The sequence below is a fragment of the Flavobacterium sp. PMTSA4 genome, assembly GCF_032098525.1.
GTDB lineage: Bacteria > Bacteroidota > Bacteroidia > Flavobacteriales > Flavobacteriaceae > Flavobacterium > Flavobacterium capsici.
The window spans coordinates 1,705,670-1,727,096 of the sequence record NZ_CP134890.1 but is presented as its reverse complement, the minus strand read 5'-3'; the positions used below and the strand labels follow the sequence as shown (position 1 = coordinate 1,727,096).

General features: G+C 31.1%; 17 protein-coding genes. 1 reads left to right on the top strand and 16 read right to left on the bottom strand.

Going from position 1 to position 21,427, the window contains the following annotated elements; genetic code table 11:
• Positions 1-3 precede the first annotated feature (3 nt).
• Genes RN605_RS07940 through RN605_RS07925 form a run of 4 tightly spaced genes read right to left on the bottom strand, consistent with a single transcriptional unit; the run spans position 4 to position 3,878 of the window.
• The gene (locus RN605_RS07940; protein ID WP_313324004.1) at positions 4-315 is read right to left on the bottom strand and encodes a DUF6370 family protein; all 312 of its coding nucleotides are present in this window, start codon (positions 313-315) and stop codon (positions 4-6) included.
• A gap of 4 nt (positions 316-319) precedes the next feature.
• A complete protein-coding gene (gene purT, locus RN605_RS07935; protein ID WP_313324002.1) occupies positions 320-1,483 on the bottom strand; it encodes a formate-dependent phosphoribosylglycinamide formyltransferase in 1,164 nt (387 codons plus the stop codon).
• Positions 1,484-1,540: 57 nt separating this feature from the next.
• Positions 1,541-2,728: a pyridoxal phosphate-dependent aminotransferase gene (locus RN605_RS07930; protein ID WP_313324000.1), complete on the bottom strand. Its 1,188-nt coding sequence runs from the start codon at positions 2,726-2,728 to the stop codon at positions 1,541-1,543.
• Positions 2,729-2,783: 55 nt separating this feature from the next.
• Entirely contained in the window at positions 2,784-3,878 is a 1,095-nt protein-coding gene (locus RN605_RS07925) for a fatty acid desaturase family protein (RefSeq protein WP_313323998.1), read from the bottom strand.
• Between the two features lie 110 nt (positions 3,879-3,988).
• Here RN605_RS07925 and rsmG point away from each other — a divergent pair, with 110 nt between their 5' ends.
• Positions 3,989-4,618, top strand: a complete 630-nt coding sequence (gene rsmG / locus RN605_RS07920; protein WP_313323996.1) for a 16S rRNA (guanine(527)-N(7))-methyltransferase RsmG — start codon at positions 3,989-3,991, stop codon at positions 4,616-4,618.
• A 33-nt stretch (positions 4,619-4,651) separates the two neighbouring features.
• Here rsmG and RN605_RS07915 read toward each other — a convergent pair whose 3' ends face one another.
• The 12 genes from RN605_RS07915 to RN605_RS07860 form a co-directional block, all read right to left on the bottom strand.
• The gene (locus tag RN605_RS07915) at positions 4,652-6,931 is read right to left on the bottom strand and encodes a T9SS type A sorting domain-containing protein (protein WP_313323994.1); all 2,280 of its coding nucleotides are present in this window, start codon (positions 6,929-6,931) and stop codon (positions 4,652-4,654) included.
• A gap of 108 nt (positions 6,932-7,039) precedes the next feature.
• Positions 7,040-8,668 carry an L-glutamate gamma-semialdehyde dehydrogenase gene (gene pruA, locus RN605_RS07910; RefSeq protein WP_313323992.1) on the bottom strand — a complete coding sequence of 543 codons (1,629 nt, stop codon included), beginning with the start codon at positions 8,666-8,668 and terminating at the stop codon, positions 7,040-7,042.
• Between the two features lie 121 nt (positions 8,669-8,789).
• Positions 8,790-9,176 (bottom strand): Co2+/Mg2+ efflux protein ApaG, encoded by a 387-nt coding sequence (apaG, locus tag RN605_RS07905; protein WP_313323990.1) that lies wholly within the window; start codon positions 9,174-9,176, stop codon positions 8,790-8,792.
• A 72-nt stretch (positions 9,177-9,248) separates the two neighbouring features.
• A complete protein-coding gene (locus RN605_RS07900; RefSeq protein WP_313323988.1) occupies positions 9,249-10,499 on the bottom strand; it encodes a type IX secretion system plug protein in 1,251 nt (416 codons plus the stop codon).
• Positions 10,500-10,564: 65 nt separating this feature from the next.
• Positions 10,565-11,335 carry a class I SAM-dependent methyltransferase gene (locus RN605_RS07895; protein ID WP_313323986.1) on the bottom strand — a complete coding sequence of 257 codons (771 nt, stop codon included), beginning with the start codon at positions 11,333-11,335 and terminating at the stop codon, positions 10,565-10,567.
• Positions 11,335-12,153, bottom strand: a complete 819-nt coding sequence (gene map, locus RN605_RS07890; RefSeq protein ID WP_313323984.1) for a type I methionyl aminopeptidase — start codon at positions 12,151-12,153, stop codon at positions 11,335-11,337. The genes RN605_RS07895 and map overlap by 1 nt, the downstream gene beginning before the upstream one ends.
• A gap of 42 nt (positions 12,154-12,195) precedes the next feature.
• Complete coding sequence (locus tag RN605_RS07885; RefSeq protein WP_313323982.1) at positions 12,196-13,581, bottom strand: TolC family protein; 1,386 nt, start codon at positions 13,579-13,581, stop codon at positions 12,196-12,198.
• Positions 13,581-14,921, bottom strand: a complete 1,341-nt coding sequence (locus RN605_RS07880) for an HlyD family secretion protein (protein WP_313323980.1) — start codon at positions 14,919-14,921, stop codon at positions 13,581-13,583. Before RN605_RS07880 ends, RN605_RS07885 begins: the two co-directional genes overlap by 1 nt.
• Before the next feature lie 2 nt (positions 14,922-14,923).
• Positions 14,924-16,591, bottom strand: a complete 1,668-nt coding sequence (locus RN605_RS07875; RefSeq protein ID WP_313323978.1) for a peptidase domain-containing ABC transporter — start codon at positions 16,589-16,591, stop codon at positions 14,924-14,926.
• A 3-nt stretch (positions 16,592-16,594) separates the two neighbouring features.
• The gene (locus RN605_RS07870) at positions 16,595-17,269 is read right to left on the bottom strand and encodes a TetR/AcrR family transcriptional regulator (RefSeq protein ID WP_313323976.1); all 675 of its coding nucleotides are present in this window, start codon (positions 17,267-17,269) and stop codon (positions 16,595-16,597) included.
• 119 nt (positions 17,270-17,388) lie between these two features.
• Positions 17,389-18,909: a 2,3-bisphosphoglycerate-independent phosphoglycerate mutase gene (gpmI, locus tag RN605_RS07865; protein ID WP_313323974.1), complete on the bottom strand. Its 1,521-nt coding sequence runs from the start codon at positions 18,907-18,909 to the stop codon at positions 17,389-17,391.
• Positions 18,910-18,982: 73 nt separating this feature from the next.
• On the bottom strand, positions 18,983-21,349 hold the full coding sequence (locus RN605_RS07860; RefSeq protein WP_313323972.1) for a DUF5916 domain-containing protein: 2,367 nt from the start codon (positions 21,347-21,349) through the stop codon (positions 18,983-18,985).
• Positions 21,350-21,427: the final 78 nt, after the last annotated feature.

The following is a 21,427-nucleotide window of genomic DNA, read 5'->3' as shown; positions in this document are numbered from 1 at the left end:
CGACTAATTAGCAGGAAGTAGTTTGAAATAAGTAATTACAAAACGGTTGTCTTTTACTTCGCCAACCACTTCTGCTTTTCTCACAGCAGAACAAAAACCATCTTCGGCATGAGCATCGCCGTGATCATCTAATTTAGTTCCATCAACGAAATACGATTTTCCATCAATCCGAACAGCTAAATCACAACCTTTTTTTTCTGTCATTCCAAATTGACATTGCCCGCAAGAAGCTTCTACTATTTGCGTTTTTGGTTTTTCTTGCGCTTGATTTGTGAAGCAAATTAATAATACGAATAGTGAGAATATTTTTTTCATAATCTTAATGATTTACAGTTATCAATTTTGCAGTTTCTTTCGCTTGTTCAACTATTTCTTCAATTGGTGTTTCAAGCGAATCGTTTGTTAAAACAACTCCCATTCTCCGATATGGTCTAGAAGATGCTTTACCAAAGATACGAAAATCAGTTTTAGGTAAAGAAGCTACTTTTTCAATTCCAGTGAAAGTTGGATTGTTTGAATTTTCTGTTGCTAGAATAACAGCGCTTGCTCCAGCTTTTTCTAGAGTAATTTCGAAAATTGGTAAACTCAAAATTGCTCGCAAATGCAATTCAAATTCGTTAAAATTTTGTGTTCCAGCTAAGGTTACCATTCCGGTATCGTGTGGTCTTGGTGATAATTCTGAAAAATAAACACCTTCATCTTTTAAAAAGAATTCTACCCCAAAAAGCCCTGCGCCACCAAGAGCTTCAGTTACTTTTCTCGCCATTTCTTGTGCTTCCACTAAATCTTTATCTGAAACTTTTGCTGGTTGCCAGCTTTCTTGATAATCACCACGTTCTTGCCTGTGACCAATTGGCGCACAAAACAAGGTTTGATTATTTTTTTGAGTAACGGTTAATAAAGTTATTTCAGAATAAAAATTAACAAAAGCTTCTACTATGACTTCCACAACATCACCCCGCGAACCTTCCACAGAATAGTTCCATGCTTTTACAATGTCTTCTTGGGTTTTAATAGTTGATTGTCCTTTTCCTGATGAACTCATTAATGGTTTTACTACACACGGAATTCCAACTTCCTCAACAGCTTTTTGAAGTTCATCTGCTGTTGTTGCATAGCGATAATTGGCGGTTCGCAAACCTAAATCTTTTGCTGCCAAATCTCGGATGGCTTTTCTGTTCATTGTAAAATTTGCAGCTTTGGCTGAAGGAACAACTGTTATTCCTTGTTTTTCATAATCATAGAATCGTTCGGTACGAATGGCTTCAATTTCGGGAACTATAAAATCAGGTTTATGTTTGGCTACAATTCTGTCTAATTCTGAGCCATCAAGCATATTTATGACTTCAAATTCATGTGCAACTTGCATAGCTGGAGCATTAGCATAGTTATCAACTGCAATTATATATTGACCAATTCTTTGAGCTGCAATTACAAACTCTTTTCCTAGTTCACCAGAACCAAGTAATAGTATTTTTGACATTTTGTAAATTTTTATAAATAAAAAAAGCCTCAAGAATTCTTGAGGCATATTTGTTAATTAAGATACTGCTTCTTTGATTCTTCTCATAGCTTCAGTTAATAAAGCTTCGCTTGTAGCATATGAAAAACGAATACAATTTGGGTTTCCGAAGGCATCACCAGTTACTGTAGCCACATTTGCTTCAGATAATAAAAACATTGAAAAATCTGTTGCGTCTTTAATAAATTGTCCTTTCAAAGTTTTTCCAAAAAAGGAAGAAACATCAGGAAAAACATAAAAAGCACCTTCAGGAACATTTAGTTTAAATCCTGGGATATCTTTTACCAATCCGACTACTAAATCTCTACGATTTTTGAAAGCAGTTACCATTTCATTTAAAACTTTTGGATCGGAATCAACCGCAGTAATTGTTGCTCGTTGTGCAATAGAATTTGCTCCAGAAGTAACCTGTCCTTGAATTTTTGTACATGCTTTGGCAATAAATTCTGGTGCGCCAATGTATCCAATTCTCCATCCAGTCATGGCAAATGCTTTAGCAACGCCATTTACTGTAATTGTTCTTTCAAACATTCCTGGGATTGAACCAATACTACAAAAAGTTCCAGAGAAATTAATATGTTCATAGATTTCGTCAGAAACGATGTAAATGTTTGGATGTTTTTCTAAAACTTTACCGATTGCTTCAAGTTCTTCACGATTATATACTGAACCACTAGGATTACAAGGTGAACTGAACCACATCATCTTTGTTTTAGGAGTAATAGCTTTTTCTAATTGCTCAGCGGTCATTTTGAAATCAGTTTCAACTGAGGTTGGAACTTCAACCGGAACTCCACTAGAAAGTTTTATTATTTCGTAGTAAGAAACCCAATATGGCGCAGGAAGAATAACTTCGTCACCATCATTAAGCATTACTTGGGCAATGTTGTATAAAGATTGTTTTGCACCTGTTGAAACTACAATTTGCGAAGGTTTATAATCTAAATTGTTGTCTCTTTTAAATTTTCTACAAATAGCTTCTTTTAACTCCACATAACCATCAACTGGAGTATAAGTGCTGTAGTTTTCGTCGATTGCTTTTTTTGCAGCTTCTTTAATAAAATCAGGAGTATTAAAATCGGGTTCGCCTAAACTTAAACTGATAATGTCTTTTCCTTGGGCTTTTAATTCTCTAGCTAAAGCTGCCATAGCAAGAGTTTGTGATGTAGATAAATTGTTAATTCTGTCGGATAACAAATGGCTCATTGTGTTGTTGAAATTAGATTAAAATAAGAGACGCGAAAAAATCGCGTCTGGGTTATTATGCTAGTTGAGGTTTTTGACCAAGTTCTTTTAAATGCTTGAAATGCGAGTAGATTGCCTCTCGAGTTGTCTTGAATTCAAAATAAGGCAAGTTACATTCTTGAGCTGTTTGTTTCACTATTTCTGCAATTTTGCCATAATGAATATGACTTATGTTTGGGAAAATATGATGCTCAATTTGATGATTCAAACCACCAGTATAATAGTTTACTAACCAATTTTTTGGAGCAAAATTAGCCGTCGTAAATAACTGATGAATAGCCCAAGTGTTTTCAATTTCTCCATTATCATCTGGTATAGGATTGTGTGTGTCTTCTACAACGTGTGCTAATTGAAAAACAACACTCAAAATTACTCCAGCAGTATAATGCATTACTAAAAATCCTAACAATACTTTCCACCATGTAATTCCTAAAACAATTGGAATTACCAACCAAATTGAAAAATAGATAACTTTAGTTATAATTAAAGTTGTCCATCTAACAGAAGGTTTTTTGAATTCTCCATATGATAATTTACGTTTCAAATAACGTTTCATCTGAAGAAAATCAGTAGTAATTGCCCAGTTAAATGTTAGTAAACCATATAAAAAAACTGAGTAGTAATGTTGAAATTTATGAAAACGATACCATTTTGCTTCTTTAGTAAATCGCATAATTCTTCCAGCTTCTAAATCTTCATCATGACCAAGAATGTTGGTATAAGTATGATGTAAAACGTTATGTTGTACTTGCCAATTATAAACGTTTCCAGCTAGAATATAAATACTTCCACCCATAAACTTGTTCACCCAAGATTTACTTGAATAAGAACCATGATTTCCGTCATGCATTACGTTCATTCCAACTCCTGCCATTCCAACTCCGATTACAACGTTTAACAACAAGTAAACCCAAAAAGGCATATCCATTGCCAACAAGAAAAAATAAGGTGTTAGAAAAATTGAAAACATTACAATTGTTTTTAAATGAAGTTTCCAATTTCCGGTTTTATTTAGATTGTTTTCTTTGAAATAATCATTTACTCTCTTATTCAGAGTTCTGAAAAATTTCATGCTGTCATTTTTAGAAAATATAGGTGATGTAGTATCCATTAATGTAAAATTCAAAATTTGGCGTAAAGATAATTATTATAATTTTTTAAAAGATTAAAACAAATCATAATTATTAACCAAAAACCTTATTTTTGTTGAAAAGCTAAACCATGGATGAAATCCTGAAACAATTTCCTTACTTAACTGAAAATCAAATACAACAATTCGAAAAGTTAGAATCACTGTATCATGACTGGAATGCAAAAATTAATGTTATTTCCAGAAAAGATATTGATGAATTGTATACAAAACATGTTTTGCATTCATTGGCTATAGCAAAAATCCAATCTTTTGAAGAAGGGAGTTCAGTTTTAGATGTTGGAACTGGTGGTGGTTTTCCTGGAATTCCATTGGCAATTTTGTTTCCTGAGACGAATTTTTATTTAATTGATGTTATTGCCAAAAAAATAAAAGTAGTTCAAGCGGTTATTGATGCGTTGGAGCTTAAAAATGTAAAAGCCGAACAAATGAGAGCTGAAAATGTTAAAGAAGAATTTGATTTTATAGTTTCTAGAGCTGTAACCAATATGCCCGATTTTGTTTCATGGATAAAAAATAAAATTAAGAAACACAGTAACCATAAATTAAAAAATGGAATTCTTTATTTAAAAGGTGGTGATTTGACAGAAGAATTAGCAGCTTTTCCAAATGCAGTTCAATATAATATCTCAGATTTTTTTAAAGATGAATTCTTTGAAACTAAAAAAGTTGTTCATCTGCCTTTAAAATATAAAGCATAAAAAAAAGCGTCTAATTTTAGACGCTTTTTTTATTTAGTTCTTTACCAATTTCTTAGTGACACTTTGTTTCCCATTATCAATATTCAAAAGATAAATTCCTTTTGATAAATCTACAGGAATAGAATATGTGCCAGAAATAGTTATATTGTTAGATTGATAAATTCTTTTACCAAGCATATCAGTCAATGTAATTGATACATTTTCAAGAGAATAATTGGCATTTATTTCTATAGTGTTTTCAATTGGATTTTTTACCCAAATCGATTCTAACTCAGGATTACTTATACTTAATGGTGGATTTAATATTTCATTCAATGCAAAAGCTACGTTTTGAGCATTAAACGTAATATGATTTTCATTAATAGTTGGGATTGAAGAAGCAACAAAAGGCGAAACAGAACTTCCAGTAAAAGGTGTATATAAGTTTTGTGTGTTTGAAATAGCCATTGAGCTCCAAGTTGGAATAAAAGTGAAATAATCAGCATTTAAATTGGTGAAGAATTCCGTTAATAATGGGTCGTTTCCTAAACTAGTTTCAAAACCAGTCATGTCAAATCTTCCGCCTGGTGCTGTGTCTAAACCATCGGTATAAGTTGGTGCTTTTGAGTTCGCCAAACTTTCAAAACCAGTAATCCAAATTGCAATTACAAATTGCTGACCTCTGAATCTACTAACTTGATTGGTCTGATTTGCAGCAGGAGTAAATCTTAAGTTTATAATTGCTCTTTGAGACGTACTGATATTAAAAGTATGATTCATCACTTCAAAATTCGGACTATAATTCATAGTTCCATTTCCTGCACCGTTTGAGATTGAAACATTTCTTGTTAACGTTGGAAAACCCATTGTATTTAACTCATTTTGAAAAGCATTTCTAAAATTCGGTGCGCCAGTTGGAACTAATGAAGCCGAAGCAGTATTGAATTCAAAAGCACTTCCTGTTTGTAAATGTCCTTCTAAATGATCTACTAACATTTGTCTTGCTGCAGCACTTTTTATCAATCCATCAACTACAGGTTGAACAGCAGCACTTCCTAATGGACCATAAGCCATGTAATTAAATAAATGTTGAAAACCAATTGGAACATTTGCTCCTTGATGTGGTGAATCAAAAGAAATATATAATCTAGTATCGTGATTCATATTGTTCATTTCCATATAACGTAATGCATATCTAGAAATTAATCCACCCATACTTGGTCCGATAACTACATTTTTTTCAATACCTACTTTTTGAGCATTAATTTGATTGATTAATTGAACTAAAATAAAAGCATTTCTTTGAATAAAATCGGCGCCACCATCAATTACTGTTGTTGTACTTGGCACAGTATAGGTTGGGAAGTTTATAATGACAATATCATAACCTAAAGTTCTTAGATAATCAGCTAAATTTTGATTTGTACCATAATCTAACAAAGAATAAATAGCAGCTGTATTTCTTGTATCACCAGGATCAAAACCATCAATTAAAATTATAGGTTTGTCTAAAACACCATCTACATTGTCTAAGAAAATTTCATATTCACCTTGACCAAAAACGGGTGCAGTTTCTCCATAACCTTGATAAGGAATACTAGCTGTAATTCCTGAAGGTAGAAATTGTAAATTATTGTTATTTCTGTTTAAATTAGTTGAACTTGGTGTTTCAATTTCAATAGTTTCTTCCTGAGAAATACCATTTATAAAATTGATTTTAAGTTTAAGTTCTTGTTTTCCTTTATTTTGAAAAGCTACTTGAAATGGTTGGTTGTAATTAATATTTTGCCAAGAATTATTACTATTTAAATAAGAAATCGACTGAATTTCTCTTGAAGTAGTATTGAAAATTAAATTTTCATTTAAAATAAAGGTTGCATTATTTGTTTTCGATTTAGAAACAATAGGTGCAACTAGATTTAAAGAATGTAAGTCGAAATTTATTTGAGTTTTTTTTCGGCTTTCAAATTGATTGTTGGCATTTAAAATTAAATTATTTTCAAAATCACTTTTTTTAATTGTTTCAAAATCAGTAATCAAAACTGCCAAAGGGATTAGATTTTTTAAAGAAGCTAGAGTTGCTGTTTCTCTTATTTTTTCCAATTTTGGCAAAGAGTTGTTGTAATCAGCACGTTGAATTTCGTTATAAACCTGAAGAAAATAAGTAGCGCTTATGTCTTTAGTTTTTGGTTGAGTAGCATTCGATATTCCAAAAACTCTATCATATAAAATTTTTGTCTTGGTTTTGTCTTTCAACAAGTCAAAAGATTTGTCTTGAGCAAAAGTTCCAAATAATGTAAACAGTAATGCTAATAAAGTAATTTTCAATTTCATAGATGATGGTTTGTTGGTTTGACAATCGAAGGTACAAATTTTTTTTATTCAAAGACATAAAAAAAGTCCAAGATATTCTTGGACTTTTTTAGTTAATATTTCATTTCATTATTCTCCTAAAAAAGGATAACGATAATCGGCTGGAGTAACAAAAGTTTCTTTAATGGTTCTCGGAGAAACCCAGCGCAATAAGTTTTGTGCAGAACCGGCTTTGTCGTTAGTTCCCGAAGCTCTTGCGCCACCAAACGGTTGCATGCCTACCACAGCTCCGGTTGGTTTGTCATTGATGTAGAAATTTCCAGCAGAGTTTTGTAAAGCATTTGTTGCTTCAACGATAGCATATCTGTCTTGGCTAAATACAGCACCAGTTAATGCGTATTCAGAAGTTTCATCAACTAATTTTAAAGTTTCAGTCCATTTTGAATCTTCATAAATATAAACGGTTAAAACTGGACCGAAAAGTTCGGTTTCCATTGTTTTATATTTTGGATTCGTAGTTAAAATAACAGTTGGCTCTATAAAATATCCTTTTGATTTATCATAGTTTCCACCAAAAATTACTTCGGCATCCGCATCTTTTTTAGCTTGGTCAATATAGCTTGCCAGTTTGTCAAAAGAACCTTCATGGATAACAGCGGTAACAAAGTTTGAGAAATCTTCTGGCGTACCCATTTTGATTGACGCTAATTCTTTGCCCATTTCTTCTTTGATTTCATTCCAAAGTGATTTTGGGAAATAAGCTCTTGAAGCAGCCGAACATTTTTGTCCTTGAAACTCAAAAGCACCACGAATAGTATTAGCAACTACTTGCTTTACATTAGCAGAAGGATGAACCATTACAAAGTCTTTTCCTCCAGTTTCTCCAACGATTCTTGGATAGGTTTTATAAGTATGGATATTATCACCTATTTTTTTGAAAATTTCTTTAAACACAAAAGTAGAACCTGTATAATGAACACCAGCAAAATCAGGATGATTAAATATAGTATCAGAAATCATTACTGGATCGCCAAAAACCACATTGATAACTCCATCAGGAACGCCAGCTTCTTTGAAAACATCAATAATTACTTTTGCCGAAAAGACTTGGCTGTCGCTTGGTTTCCAAACAACAGTATTTCCCATTAAAGCAGCACTTGCTGGAAGATTAGCAGCAATTGCTGTAAAGTTGAAAGGAGTAATAGCATATATAAATCCTTCCAGCGGACGATATTCAACTCTGTTCCAAACATCAGAAACTGATTTTGGTTGGTCTTTATATATTTGAGTCATGAATTCTACGTTGTAACGTAAAAAATCAATCAATTCACATGCAGCATCAATTTCTGCCTGATAAATAGTTTTTGATTGCGCAATCATTGTCGCGGCATTAATCTTAGCGCGATATGGACCAGCAATTAATTCGGCAGCTTTTAAAAATATTGCAGCTCTTTGCTCCCAAGGCATTTGCGACCATTTTTTTCTTGCTTCTAATGCTTCAACAATAGCTTGGTCAATGTGTTTTTTTTCTGCTAAATGATACGTTCCAACCACATGTTGATGGTCATGTGGTGCAGACATATTTTTTGTGTTTCCAGTTCGAACTTCTTCTTTACCAATATACATTGGCACATCAATAGTTTCGTTCCACATTTTTTTATAAGCAGCTAAAACGGCTACTTTTTCTGGAGAATTTGGAGCATATGATTTTACGGGTTCATTGACTGCTTTTGGCACATTAAAAAAACCTTTAGGCATGATGTATAAATTTTAAATGTTAAACAAATTATTGTTTATTCGTCAAAAAATTACGAATAATTAAATTTTATACAAAAGTACAAAGGAATTTTTAGTTTATCAGTAATAAAAGTTACTAAAATTAATTGAGCGCAAAGCCAGCACTTAACTTAAATGTTGGAACAATTACTCTAAAGTTTCGAGTAGAAGTGAAGTTAATCATATTAAAATGTCCACGCATAGCTCCAAATGGCGACGAAAGTAGACAGCCTGAGTTATAAGTGTGAGTTTCTCCAGGTTTTAAAACAGGTTTTTTACCAATTACACCTTCGCCATCAACAATTTCTAAATTATTCAAAGCGTCAAAAATTTCCCAGTGGCGAGAAACTAACTGTACAGAATCTTTACTATGATTTTCGATAGTTATTTCATAACTAAAGGCAAAATGTATTTTGTAGTTCTTGAAGTAAGTTCCTTCAAAACTAGTAGTAACTGAAATTTTAATACCTCTTGTTATTTGTGTAACCATCTATTGGTTTTCATGAATTTAGGTCAAAAATAATAAAAATTTATAGCTCCAAAAACAATTTAGTGTTAATTTTTAGTAAGTTATGTCTACAGATGAAGCGCTTCCTCTTCCTATAATTCTGTCATATCGTTGGTTATTTTCTTTATAATAGACCAAGACTAAATAATTATTTTCTGTTTGGTGAAAATTTCCATCAATTGCATTTTCATTATCAATATTTCCATTTCCATCAGAAATCACATATTGAAAATTGGTGAAACCTTGTTTGATCATTATGGCTTTTTCATAAATGCCTTTTTTCTCATTATACTCCATTTTGTTTTCATCATTGGTAGCATAATTATTAAACATTCCATTTACGTAGATTGATTTTTTGCCAAAATAATTTGGAGCTGACAAGCTAAAGAAAACCCAAGCATAATCTGCTTCTATTTCATTTCTTTGTGCGCCGATATTATTGATGATAAAATTTCCATTATAATCAGGAAAATAAGTGTAAGGTTTGTTGGCTCTAGCTTCGCTTGTGTATAAATGAGAATTATAAATTCCACCATTTGAATCTACAAAAGCTATATTGTTGTTGGCAGCACGAATGTCTTTGTTTTCAAAAAATAAAAACTCATTTCCTGCCCAAAATTGTGTTTCCTTATCATATTTATAAATCAAATCATTTCCAATAGTAAACATTGGTTTAATGTTTTTAATAGCATTGTCAAATCTTCCATTTTGCATCAACATTACTTTTACATTTTGCAATGGACTTTGAAAATTAATATTTGCAGATTTAATTGAAAATTCAAGATTATGTTTTTTATTAAAAACAGAAACATCTCTAGCTCTTTTTACTTGAAGTGGAACAGAAACCAAGTCTTCATAAATAATGAATTTTTTTGAAAAAACTAAATTTTTATCATCGTCAAGAATTTTGATAATATAGTTGCCGCTAACTTTTAAACTAGTGAATCTATTTGGAAAAGAAAGTTTATAATGAGAATATAATTGTAAAGTTGTCAACGAATTGGTGTAATCTTGAATTCGTTGGTCGTCAAATCCAGTTAGATATTCAGCTTTAACTAATTGCGAAGGATTCCAATCATAATTACAATGTGTTATGGTAAAGTAATAATTTGCTTCGTTACCAAATAAGTCGTCAAACTGTAGTTCAAATGAATCACCTAATAAAAAAATAGGCACTGTATTTTGACCATTTTGAACAAAAGTTACTGTTTTAATGTTATAAGGTGGAGCAATTTCTTTTTCTTGAGAAAAACCAAATAAAAAAGTGAATAAAAAAGCGATTTGAAATAAAATTCTTTTTATCATAAGTTGACTATCTTGTTTTGTAAAGATACTAAAAATAGTAAACTATAATTATGCCAAAAAAATATTTATTTAAAACAAACAGGAATAATTTCGCCTTTTGCTAAGCAGTATTTTTCAACTAATTCAGGAGAAATTTTTGAGGTATAATCTTCTTCAACAACTTTAAAGCCAATGCTTCTTAGTTTGTTAAAATAATCTCTTCCATAAACGCGAACATGATCGTATTGTCCAAATATTTTTGCGCGCTCTTTTTGGTCAACTATTGTGTCGTCAGCAAAAGTTTTTTCTCTCGACAAATCTTGCGGAATTTGAAAAACACCCATTCCGCCTGGTTTTAACACACGATATAATTCTTGCATTGCTTTTGTGTCATCAGGAATATGTTCTAAAACATGATTGCAAAAGATGATGTCGAATTCATTGTCTTTAAACGGCAAATTACAAATATCTGCTTTTACATCTGCCAAAGGCGAAAGTAAATCGGTTGTTGTATAATCGATGTTTTTTTGCTTTTTGAAACGTTTATAAAATTCTTGTTCTGGAGCAAAATGAAGTACTTTTTTCTTTTCAGTTGCTGTAAAAAAATCAGTTTCATTTTGAAGATATAACCATAATAATCGATGTCTTTCTAATGAAAGCGTACTAGGTGAAAGTACATTGTTTCGTTGATTTCCGTAACCATAAGGCAAAAACATTCTAAAACTTTTCCCGTCAATTGGATCTGTAAACCGATTTCCTTTTAATAAAAATGCTAAAATTGGACGTATCACTATACTAATCCTAATTAGAATTGGTCTTGGAATTACGTTTAAAAAGAATTTGAATATTTTTTTCATTATAAAACCAAAGGTTTTGCTCTAAATTCAGCTTCTTCATCGCTAACAATTCCCAAAGCATCATAAATATATTGAAAAGTTGAAAGCAGTTCGGGTTTTCCATTTACCAAAGCTACATTGTGTTCAAAATGTGCACTTGGTTTATTATCACGAGTAACAATAGTCCAACCATCTTTAAGTGTTTTGATATTTTTTGTTCCCATGTTAATCATCGGTTCAATGGCAACAACCATTCCTTCTACAAATAGTTTTCCTTTTCCACGTTTACCATAGTTTGGCATTTCTGGAGCTTCGTGCATTTTTCTTCCTAATCCATGTCCAACTAATTCGCGAACAACACCATAGCCAAAACTTTCGGTGTATTTTTGAATAGCATTTCCAACATCTTCTACACGATTTCCTGCTTTGAATTCACGAATCCCTATGTACAAACTTTCTTTGGTTACTTGAAGTAATTTTTTTGTCTCTGGCTTTACTTCGCCAATTTCAAATGTATAAGCATGGTCACCATAAAACTCATTCATCAAAACACCACAATCTACTGAAACAACATCACCATTTTCAATTGGTCTATTGGTTGGTAAACCATGAACCACTTGTTCGTTAACGCTTGTTAAAAGTGTAGACGGACAACCATATAAACCTTTAAAACCTGGCAATGCTTTATGGTCTTTGATAAATTCTTCAGCAAGTTTATCTAGCGCTAAAGTAGTAACACCTTCTTTTATTTCGGTAGCTATCATACCAAGCGTTTTAGAAACTAGCAAAGCACTTTGACGCATCAATTCTATTTCTTCGGATGTTTTTGGAATAATCATAAATCACATTTGAGTGCGCAAAAGTAGTTATTTTAAAATAATCTAGTTAGGATTTGCCATGATTTTGAATAATTCTGCATTTGAAACAAAGAATCTATTTTCAATATTTATTTTGGATAATTGACTACTTACTAAATTGTTTTCTCTTGAATTAATTAGGAAAATTGAACTTTCTCCAAAACTAAACAATCGTTCTTCAGAGCTTAACATAGTTTGATAATCAACAACTAATTTTTCAATAATATCAATTTGACGATTTAAGGAGTTAATTTCAGTTTGTTGCGCATTGATTTTATTGGTCAATTGTAAACGTTCTAAACTTAAATTGTATTCTGCATCTTGAATTTTATATTTTGCTAGTTTCAAACTTCCTCGTTCTTTTCTTAGGAATAAAGGAAATGAAAAATTTACACCAATTTTGTAATCTTCAAATCGATAATTGTCAATATAACTAGGTTCAGAAAGATAGGAATATCCTAAATCTAATTTTGGCAAGAGCATGTTTGCTTTGAGTTTTCTTTCTATATTTAACATGTCAATTTTGGCTTGCCAAGCATTTATTTTTGGATGATTTTCAATACTTACATTTTGCAATAAATCATTAGTGCGTAAAGTTTCAGTAATGGTAAATTCCAATTTGTCTTCTGGAATTAAATCATCTTGTAATTCTAATGGGATATTATTTTCCAACCACAAAAAATTCGATAATTCTAGTTTTGATTTTGCTAATTTCAAATTTGAATCCTCCAAACTCAACTCTCGATTTCTGAGAATGATTCCTGCTTCAACACTATCAATTGCGGGTTTGTCACCTTGTTCGATAGATATTTTTATTCCTTTGAATCTAACTTTAGCATTGGTTAAATAATTTTCATACAACTTTACTTCATTATAGTTTCTTTTCCAATTAAAATAGGCAATTGATGCTTCATACAATACATTAATGGCTTCAAGTTGTTGTTCGGCTTGACTAAGTTTGATTTGAATTTTTGCTTTTCGTACATCAGCCATTCGTTGATTAATAAATAACCCTTGTCCAACAGGAATTGAAACGCCAATTGAAGTTAATCCTTGATTTGGAACAGTATTTTCTGGATTTAAATATATACCTTCATTGTTGTCAAAACCTGCTTTTAATTCAATTCCATACCAAGTTGGAATTTTGAAACTACTATTAAGGATAGAATAATATTCGCTGTCTTTGAATTTTTTTTGATCAAAATCTACTTCAATTTTTGGGTCAAAACCACCACGAGACATCATTAAATTAGCTTGTGCTTCGCTAATATTTAAATTGGCAATTTTCACCAAAGGATGGTATTTTTTCACATAACCTAAAAATTCATTGTATGTGAATTCCTTTGATGGGTTTTCTTGTCCAAAAACATTTAAACCAATGAAAAAAAGTATTGAAAAAATTAATCTCATTATTTTTTTGCTTTTTCAGATTTAGGTTGATAATAATTAGGAGGAAATCCATTTAATGTTCGCCATATTTCAAACCAAACCGGAACATTATCAAGTAATGCTAATGTTTGTGCACCTGAACCCATGCTTACTTGTTTTGGCCATGGTGCTTCAGTTTCATCTGGAGCAATTAATACTCTGAATTTGCCATTATCACTAATGAAGTTCTCAACGGCAACAATTTTTCCTCCAAAAGTTCCGTAGGACATATTTGGCCATCCCGAAAACACAATAGTTGGCCAACCATCAAACCAAACACGCACTTTTTCACCTTTATGAATTAATGGTAAATCAACAGGATCAACAAAAGTTTCTACCGCAATTTCATAATCTGCTGGCATGATACTCACAATTTGAGTTCCTTCTTTTATTGTTTCTCCAATTCCAGACTGTAAAGCTCTGTTTATGTAACCACTTTGTGGCGCTTTTATATAATACATACCATTTCTTATTTGGTAATTTTTATATTGGTTTTGAAGTTTATTAACTTGTGCTTCAGTGTCATATTGACTACTCAAAGCTGTATATTTATCACTTGAAGCTTTTGATTCTTTTTCATTATACTCTGCAATGATTCGATTAATTTCAACTTTAGCATTAATTAATTCATTTTCGCTGGTAATCAATTTGTTTTCTTGTGTTATAATTTTAGCTTCAGCTTCTTGTAGTTTTAATCGTTTTTCTTCTACATCAGTCATTGGTTTTAAACCTTCTTTATTCAATGCTAATGAACGATTAAATTGAGTTGTTGCAATTTTTATTTGAGTTCTAACGGCCACTAAATCAATACTATCACTTTTAATTTTTAAAATGGCTTGCCTAACCTTATTTTGAGCTTGTTCTAACTTTAATTTCTTTTCGTTTCTAATGGCTTCAATTTGTGCAGATAAAGATTTTACTTTTCCACCATATGATTCTGTGGCTAATTCTTTTGCTTTTAATTGACTTTCTGTGTTTTGAACCAAATTTGGGTCTAGATAATCTTCCTTAATTTCAGAAATAAACAAAATGGTATCACCTTGTTTTACAAAATCACCTTCTTTTACAAACCATTTTTCAATTCGTCCTGCAATGGCAGTTTGGACAGTTTGTGGTCTTTGATTTGGTTTTAAAGTAGTTACTGCACCTGCACCTGAAATATTTTGTGTCCATGGAAGAAATAATATCAACACACCAAGCAAACAAACCCAAAGTATAATTCGGTTTAAAATTTTATAATGCGGTCTTTCGCTAAGATTTTTAACGGTTTGATATTTTTCAATCGCGTTACTAATACTGTTGTTTTCGGATAGATTTAGCATCGTTATTGTTTTTTAATATCATTAATTATTTTTCCTTCACTCATTGTAATTATTCGATTGCATTTTTGTTCCCAATAAGGATTTTTAGAACTTATTAGAATTGACCAATTGTTTTCTTTTGAGGTAATAAAATCAATCAATTCTTCTGCAACTTGATTGTCCATTTTATCAAATGGTTCTTCTAAAAACAATATTTTTGGTTTGTTGATTATGTTTCTTGCTAATAGAATTTTTTGTGAATTTGAAGAAGAAAGTTGTTTTCCTTCAGGAAAAATTTTAGTTTCTAATCCTTTAGGTAAAGATTTGATGAAATCTCCAAGTTTTACACTTTCAATTGCCCATTTGATGTTTTCTTGAGAAATTGAGGGGTTATTGAAGGTTATGTTTTCTAAAACTGTTCCTTCAAATGGAGTTTCACCGATTATAATTGTTCCTATTTGCGAACGATATTGTTCCAGATCAATTTTTTGGTAAGTATCATCATTTATAAATAATGAACCAGATGAAGGTTTTAATAAACCACAGAGAATTCGGATTAAGGTTGTTTTTCCAGAACCGTTATTTCCTTTGAGTAAAATTTTTTCAGAAGGAGAAATTTGTAAATTTATTTTTTCTAAAACTAAGTCATTTGAATCTGGAAAACGATAATTCAAATTTTCGCATTCAAGTGTTATGTTTGAATAACAATAGTCTCTATTTATTACATCAGATTTTTCTATTTTCAAATCGGTAATTTGACCAATTTTTTCAACAGATGTCAAAACGTCGTATAATGTTTCAAGACCAATAATAATTTTTTCGACTGAGTTTATTACTAATAAAATTATTATTTCTGCCGCAACGAATTGACCAATATTCATTTTTTGATTTAAAACAAGATAACCGCCAATCAATAAAAGTCCAGCAGTTATGATGATTTTGAAAGAAATTAATTGAATGTATTGTCGCTTAATAATTCCAAAGTGTTTTTCTCGATAGTTTAAGTATTCAGTTACTAATTCATCGTTCTTTCTCAATGCAAAGTCAAAATTTGAGATTTTACGGAAGCTAAAATTATTTCTGGCAATTTCTTGAAGCCAACTCACCACTTTATACTTGTATTTTGATTCTTTCAGACTAGTGGATAGTCCTAAGTTATATGAAAATTTAAAAATAAAATAAAGAAGTGCAAATAAAAATATTCCAAAAAAGATAAAAAATGGATGGTATAGCGATAGCAAAATTATTCCAAATATAATTTGTAGTAATGCCGATGAAAAGTCAATTAATAATTTTGAAACTCCTTTTTGAATGGTCAATGTATCAAAAAAACGATTGGCTAATTCAGGAGCATATTTATTGTATAATTCTTCAAATTCAATTTTCGGTAATCGGTATCCAAACTCAAAAGAAGAACGCACAAAAAGTTTTTGTTGTAAATTTTCTGTTATCCTAAGTTGCATTAATGATAAAATTCCAACAAGTGCTACACCGACAATAACAACAAACACCAAAACTATCCAAGAAATGCTCACTCTTCCTGACTGGATGAAGTTAATGATAGCCTGTATTCCAAGCGGCAATGACAAACTTACTAATCCAGAAAAAATTGCATAGAAGAAGATTTGTGAAATATCTCTTTTGTCTAGTTTTAATAAATTTAGAAGTCTTTTTGAAGCTGGTAAAGCCATAAATTATTTTTTTAATGTTTTTTCAATTAAATCAATGTAAAATTCTGTAACACTAGTTTTTTGATTACAATTTGTTATCGTAGTTAGATGGTCTTTTAGAAAATGTTGATGTAAAGCACCTTCAACAATACTAGATGAAAGACTTTTTGCAAACAAATAATCTGAATTTACTAATTCAATCATCTCAACTAATCTGTTGACAACCCTTTTGTAAACCAAGAAGAAACCTTCTTTGTTTTCTTCGTCAACTTCTTTGGTTAAAAGTGTTTTAGTAAATTCTGCAATAATTATTTTGTTTAATATAGATTCATTAATATGTGCAGTAGTTGAATCGTCTTCTACTTTTTCGGTGACAATAGAGATGGCTTTTTTTAGTCTTTCAAATGGATTTGATATATTGTTAGTTGAAAAAACTAATCTATATTCCATCCAACCCCAATACCATGATGAAAGATAAAGTAACAATTTATGTTTGCTTTCAAAGTATCTGTAAATAGAACTTTCATTTGAACCAATTCGTTCACCAAGCTTTTTAAAAGTAAAATCTTCAAAACCTATTTCGTTAATTAATAAAATACTCTCTTGGATTATTTTTTTTCCAAGAGTTGAGGTTTCTGGATCTTTTACAAAGATTTTCTCATTAACCTGAATCTTTATGTTTGATAAAATTGAGTCCATTTTTAATATTAATTTATGCAAATATAATAGTATTACTATTAATAATGAAATTTTAACTTTTATTTATAAAAAAAGAAGCTCAAAATGAGCTTCTTTAATAATTAAATTTCAATGTTTTTTCAGGAGATTAATGACTTTCCTGTCATAACTTCTGGTTTTTCAATTCCCATTAGTTTTAGAATGGTTGGAGCAATATCGCCCAAAACTCCATTTTGAACAGGAATTTGTTCTCTATCAACCATAATGATAGGAACAGGATTGGTTGTGTGTGCGGTATTTGGTGAACCATCAGGATTTATCATCGTTTCGCAATTTCCATGGTCGGCAATGATTATTGTTGTGTAATTATTTTCTAAGGCAGTTTCAACTACATCTTTAACACAAATATCAACAGCTTCACAAGCTTTGATGGCTGCTTCCATAACTCCAGTATGACCAACCATATCGCCATTAGCGAAGTTTAAACAAACAAAATCTACATCACCTTTTTTAAGCTCAGGGATTAAAGCATCACGAAGTTCATAAGCACTCATTTCGGGTTGTAAATCGTAAGTAGCAACTTTTGGGGAGTTTCTTAAAATTCGAGTTTCGCCTTCAAATGGAACTTCTCGTCCACCAGAAAAGAAAAAGGTAACATGTGGATATTTTTCGGTTTCGGCAATTCTGATTTGAGTTTTTCCAGCTTTTTCTAGAACTTCACCCAGAGTTTCAGTAATGTTGTCTTTATCATAAATGACATGAACTTTTTCAAAAGTATCATCGTAATTGGTCATGGTTACATAGTACAAATTCAATTTATGCATGTTTTGTTCATGAAAATCTTTTTGTGACAAAGCTTCTGTTAATTCTCGTCCACGGTCAGTTCTAAAATTAAAGAATATGACAACATCATCATCTTGAATAGTTGAAATTGGGTTATTGTTAGCATCAACCATCAAAATTGGTTCAACAAATTCATCGGTAATATTATGTTTGTAACTGTCTAAAATACTCAATGCAGAATCTTTAGATTTTGTTCCGACACCATTAACAAGTAAATCATAGGCTTTTTTTACTCTTTCCCAACGTTTGTCTCTATCCATTGCGTAGTAACGACCAATTACAGAAGCTAGCTTAACATTGGTGTTGTCAATATAATTGTTTAAATCTTCTAGATATAATGCACCGCTTTTTGGATCAACATCGCGACCATCGGTAAAAGCATGAATAAAAACTTTCTCTAATCCAAATTTTTGTGAAGCATCAATCAATCCGCGTAAGTGCGAAGTATGCGAATGAACGCCACCATCGGAGAGTAATCCTAATAAATGAACCGATTTACCACTTCCTTTTGCATACTGAAAAGCTTCAATAAGTGGTTTTTCTAATGCTAAAGTATCGTTAGCAATTGCTAAATTGATTTTTGCTAAATCTTGGTAAACAATTCTTCCAGCACCAAGATTCATGTGTCCAACTTCTGAATTTCCCATTTGACCATCAGGCAAACCTACATTTAAGCCATCAGTTCTTAGTTGAGCATTTGGATATTTGGTATATAAACTATCAATAAATGGAGTGTTGGCATTATCAATTGCAGAAACTTTTGGGTCAGGTGATTTTCCCCAACCGTCAAGAATCATTAGAATTACTTTTTTGTTCATGAGTAGAATTTTAACAAAGATAATTCATTTCAAGAGTTGATTTTGAAAACTTTTTTAACGAAAACGTTATAAGTTAATTTTTTTTCTTCAATGAATTGTAATCTATGAAATAACGAACACTTATAGAAAAAATATGGTTTAAGTTTTTACTATCTAAAGATTCGTTTAAGTTTTCATTAAAAGATTGATTGTTATTTCTTGAGAATAGATAAGAATTATTTCTGTACAAAACAGAAACTTGACTTCCAGGCGCAAACCACCAAGAATAAGCTAAATCAAGGTTCCAAGTATTAAGATTTTGATTTCTGTTTTCGGAATATGTGTAATTGTTTTCAAGTGTTCCATCATCTTTTAAATTTAGATATTGAAGCACATTTAGCGAAGACCAATAATGGCGAATATTTAAATTAATATTCATTTTATTATTTATAGAATATTTAGCAGATAAAGTATTTGTTATGCTTTTTCGATCTCTTCTAGAAAAAATAGTGTTGTCAAATTCATCAAAAGCTGCCCAGCCAGTATTTTTGTTTTGACGGACAAATCTAAAATTATAAATAAGTGAAAATTTATCGTTGAATCTATATCTTGGTCCAAAGTTGAAACCATAGGTAACTCTTTGCAGCTCATTAACAAAAGTGAATGAAGGATTAAAGTCTAAAGCAAACTTTCGGTTGTAGTTTCCTGAAAAGTAAAAGAAGAAACTCATTTGTTCAGGAATTTCAACAAATCTTCTTTCGTCATATGAGCGTGGTTCATAAAAATCATAGGTTTTTAATGGATTTGTGTTTACACCAAAACCTATATAATCATTCTTTTTATTTGTAATGTTAAATTGTATATTAGCACTACCAGCTTGTATTCTTCCGGTTCTGTTATCATATTCCGAATAAAGATTCAAATAGGTGCTAAATTCATTAAAAAGTTTGTTTGGTTTTAAAATTCTATAACTAGTATTTCCATACAATGAATGATAATGTGTTTGAAAATTAACTCCTAAATCATTGTTGTCAAATTCGTTAGAAACATAGTTTCCACCAATCCGAAATCTTCTTTTTCCACTAGTTTTTCCAAAGCTTAGTGAAGTTACATATCCTTTTTTATCATCTAAACCACTTAATTCATTAACATAACTGTATTTTACATCTCCATCTAAATTAAACTTGTTTCCTTTGCTGTTTAAATCCCAAACCAATGCTGAAACATTTGCATCTCTAAATTCACCGTTTCGGGTAACATTAGTGTTAACCAATGAAATGGAGGAGTTTTTGTTGAAACGTTGGTCTAATACGAAGACATTATAATTTGCTAAAGGTTCAACAACTTCATCTCTTTCAGTAATTGTGACTGTATTGTCTGGATTTATGGTTGTTTTCCTAATTGTAGCTTCTGTTTTTTCGGTAATGGCATTTAGAATTCCTATTCCTAAACCATTTTTGGTTCGACCAGAAATTTTTAATGCGTTTAATAAGTTTACAGTATTTGGATATTCAATTACTTCTTCGTCAGCAGTCGTTGTTGGGTAAGTTGATGGTTCACTTCCAATTCTCCTTGAATAGAATAAATCACCTTTAGAAAATAAGTCGGTTCCTTCTGTAAAAAAAGGTCTTTGTTCTGCAAAAATTTGTTCAAAAGCGCTCAGGTTTAACTCAACATTATCAAATTTTGTTTGACCAAAATCAGGAACAAGAATCGCATCTAAAGTAAAAGCATCATTAATACCATATTTAATATCCATTCCGCCTTTAAACTCGGTTTGACTTTTTTGACCTTCTTTTGTGTTTAAATAAAAGGATGAATAAGGAATCAAGAAAAGTCTTGTGGGTGTTTTTACATTTTCAATTCCTTGTAATAATCCGGCACATAAAGCTTCGTTTTGAATAGTGTTGCTAATCAAACTCCAACAATATTGGTAACGATCACGACGAACTTCTCTATAAAAGTTTATTCCCCAAGTTTGCTGTTCAGATTTTGGGAAACGTAATGCAGCATAAGGGATTTTCATTTCAACAACCCACCCAAAATCTGTAATTTTCACTTCACTTTTCCAAATAGCATCCCAAGAAAAGTCTTCGCCATTAGATTCTGTATAAATTCCGTCTATTTGAACTCCTGCAGCGCTAACAAAAAAACGGAATTCATGTTGCCCGTCATTATATCCATTTATAAAAACTCCAAAATGATCTGCAGTAGCAAAATCATCTCTTAGAGTTAACTCTTTCAAAATTTTGTTAGGTTCATTATCATACAAAATCGCACCTATGTAAACAGCTTCATTGTCATAAACTAATTTTACATCTGCTTTTTGACCTTCAGGAATTGGAGTGCCATTGCCCGGATTTATCATTACAAAATCAGTAGCTGTAGAAGCTGTTTTCCAAATTTCTTCGTCTAATTTTCCATCAATAGAAATTTTTTCTGATGTAAATTTAGTCTGCAAAACTTTTTTTTGCCCAAAAGAATGATTTGAGAAAATAAAAATTAAGATTAGTAGAAACCTAGAAAATTTGGGCATTTT

Coding starts and splice junctions, on each gene's coding strand:
- RN605_RS07940 (WP_313324004.1), bottom strand. CDS start 315: ATGAAAAAAATATTCTCACTATTCGTATTATTAATTTGCTTCACAAAT.
- purT (WP_313324002.1), bottom strand. CDS start 1,483: ATGTCAAAAATACTATTACTTGGTTCTGGTGAACTAGGAAAAGAGTTT.
- RN605_RS07930 (WP_313324000.1), bottom strand. CDS start 2,728: ATGAGCCATTTGTTATCCGACAGAATTAACAATTTATCTACATCACAA.
- RN605_RS07925 (WP_313323998.1), bottom strand. CDS start 3,878: ATGGATACTACATCACCTATATTTTCTAAAAATGACAGCATGAAATTT.
- rsmG (WP_313323996.1), top strand. CDS start 3,989: ATGGATGAAATCCTGAAACAATTTCCTTACTTAACTGAAAATCAAATA.
- RN605_RS07915 (WP_313323994.1), bottom strand. CDS start 6,931: ATGAAATTGAAAATTACTTTATTAGCATTACTGTTTACATTATTTGGA.
- pruA (WP_313323992.1), bottom strand. CDS start 8,668: ATGCCTAAAGGTTTTTTTAATGTGCCAAAAGCAGTCAATGAACCCGTA.
- apaG (WP_313323990.1), bottom strand. CDS start 9,176: ATGGTTACACAAATAACAAGAGGTATTAAAATTTCAGTTACTACTAGT.
- RN605_RS07900 (WP_313323988.1), bottom strand. CDS start 10,499: ATGATAAAAAGAATTTTATTTCAAATCGCTTTTTTATTCACTTTTTTA.
- RN605_RS07895 (WP_313323986.1), bottom strand. CDS start 11,335: ATGAAAAAAATATTCAAATTCTTTTTAAACGTAATTCCAAGACCAATT.
- map (WP_313323984.1), bottom strand. CDS start 12,153: ATGATTATTCCAAAAACATCCGAAGAAATAGAATTGATGCGTCAAAGT.
- RN605_RS07885 (WP_313323982.1), bottom strand. CDS start 13,581: ATGAGATTAATTTTTTCAATACTTTTTTTCATTGGTTTAAATGTTTTT.
- RN605_RS07880 (WP_313323980.1), bottom strand. CDS start 14,921: ATGCTAAATCTATCCGAAAACAACAGTATTAGTAACGCGATTGAAAAA.
- RN605_RS07875 (WP_313323978.1), bottom strand. CDS start 16,591: ATGGCTTTACCAGCTTCAAAAAGACTTCTAAATTTATTAAAACTAGAC.
- RN605_RS07870 (WP_313323976.1), bottom strand. CDS start 17,269: ATGGACTCAATTTTATCAAACATAAAGATTCAGGTTAATGAGAAAATC.
- gpmI (WP_313323974.1), bottom strand. CDS start 18,909: ATGAACAAAAAAGTAATTCTAATGATTCTTGACGGTTGGGGAAAATCA.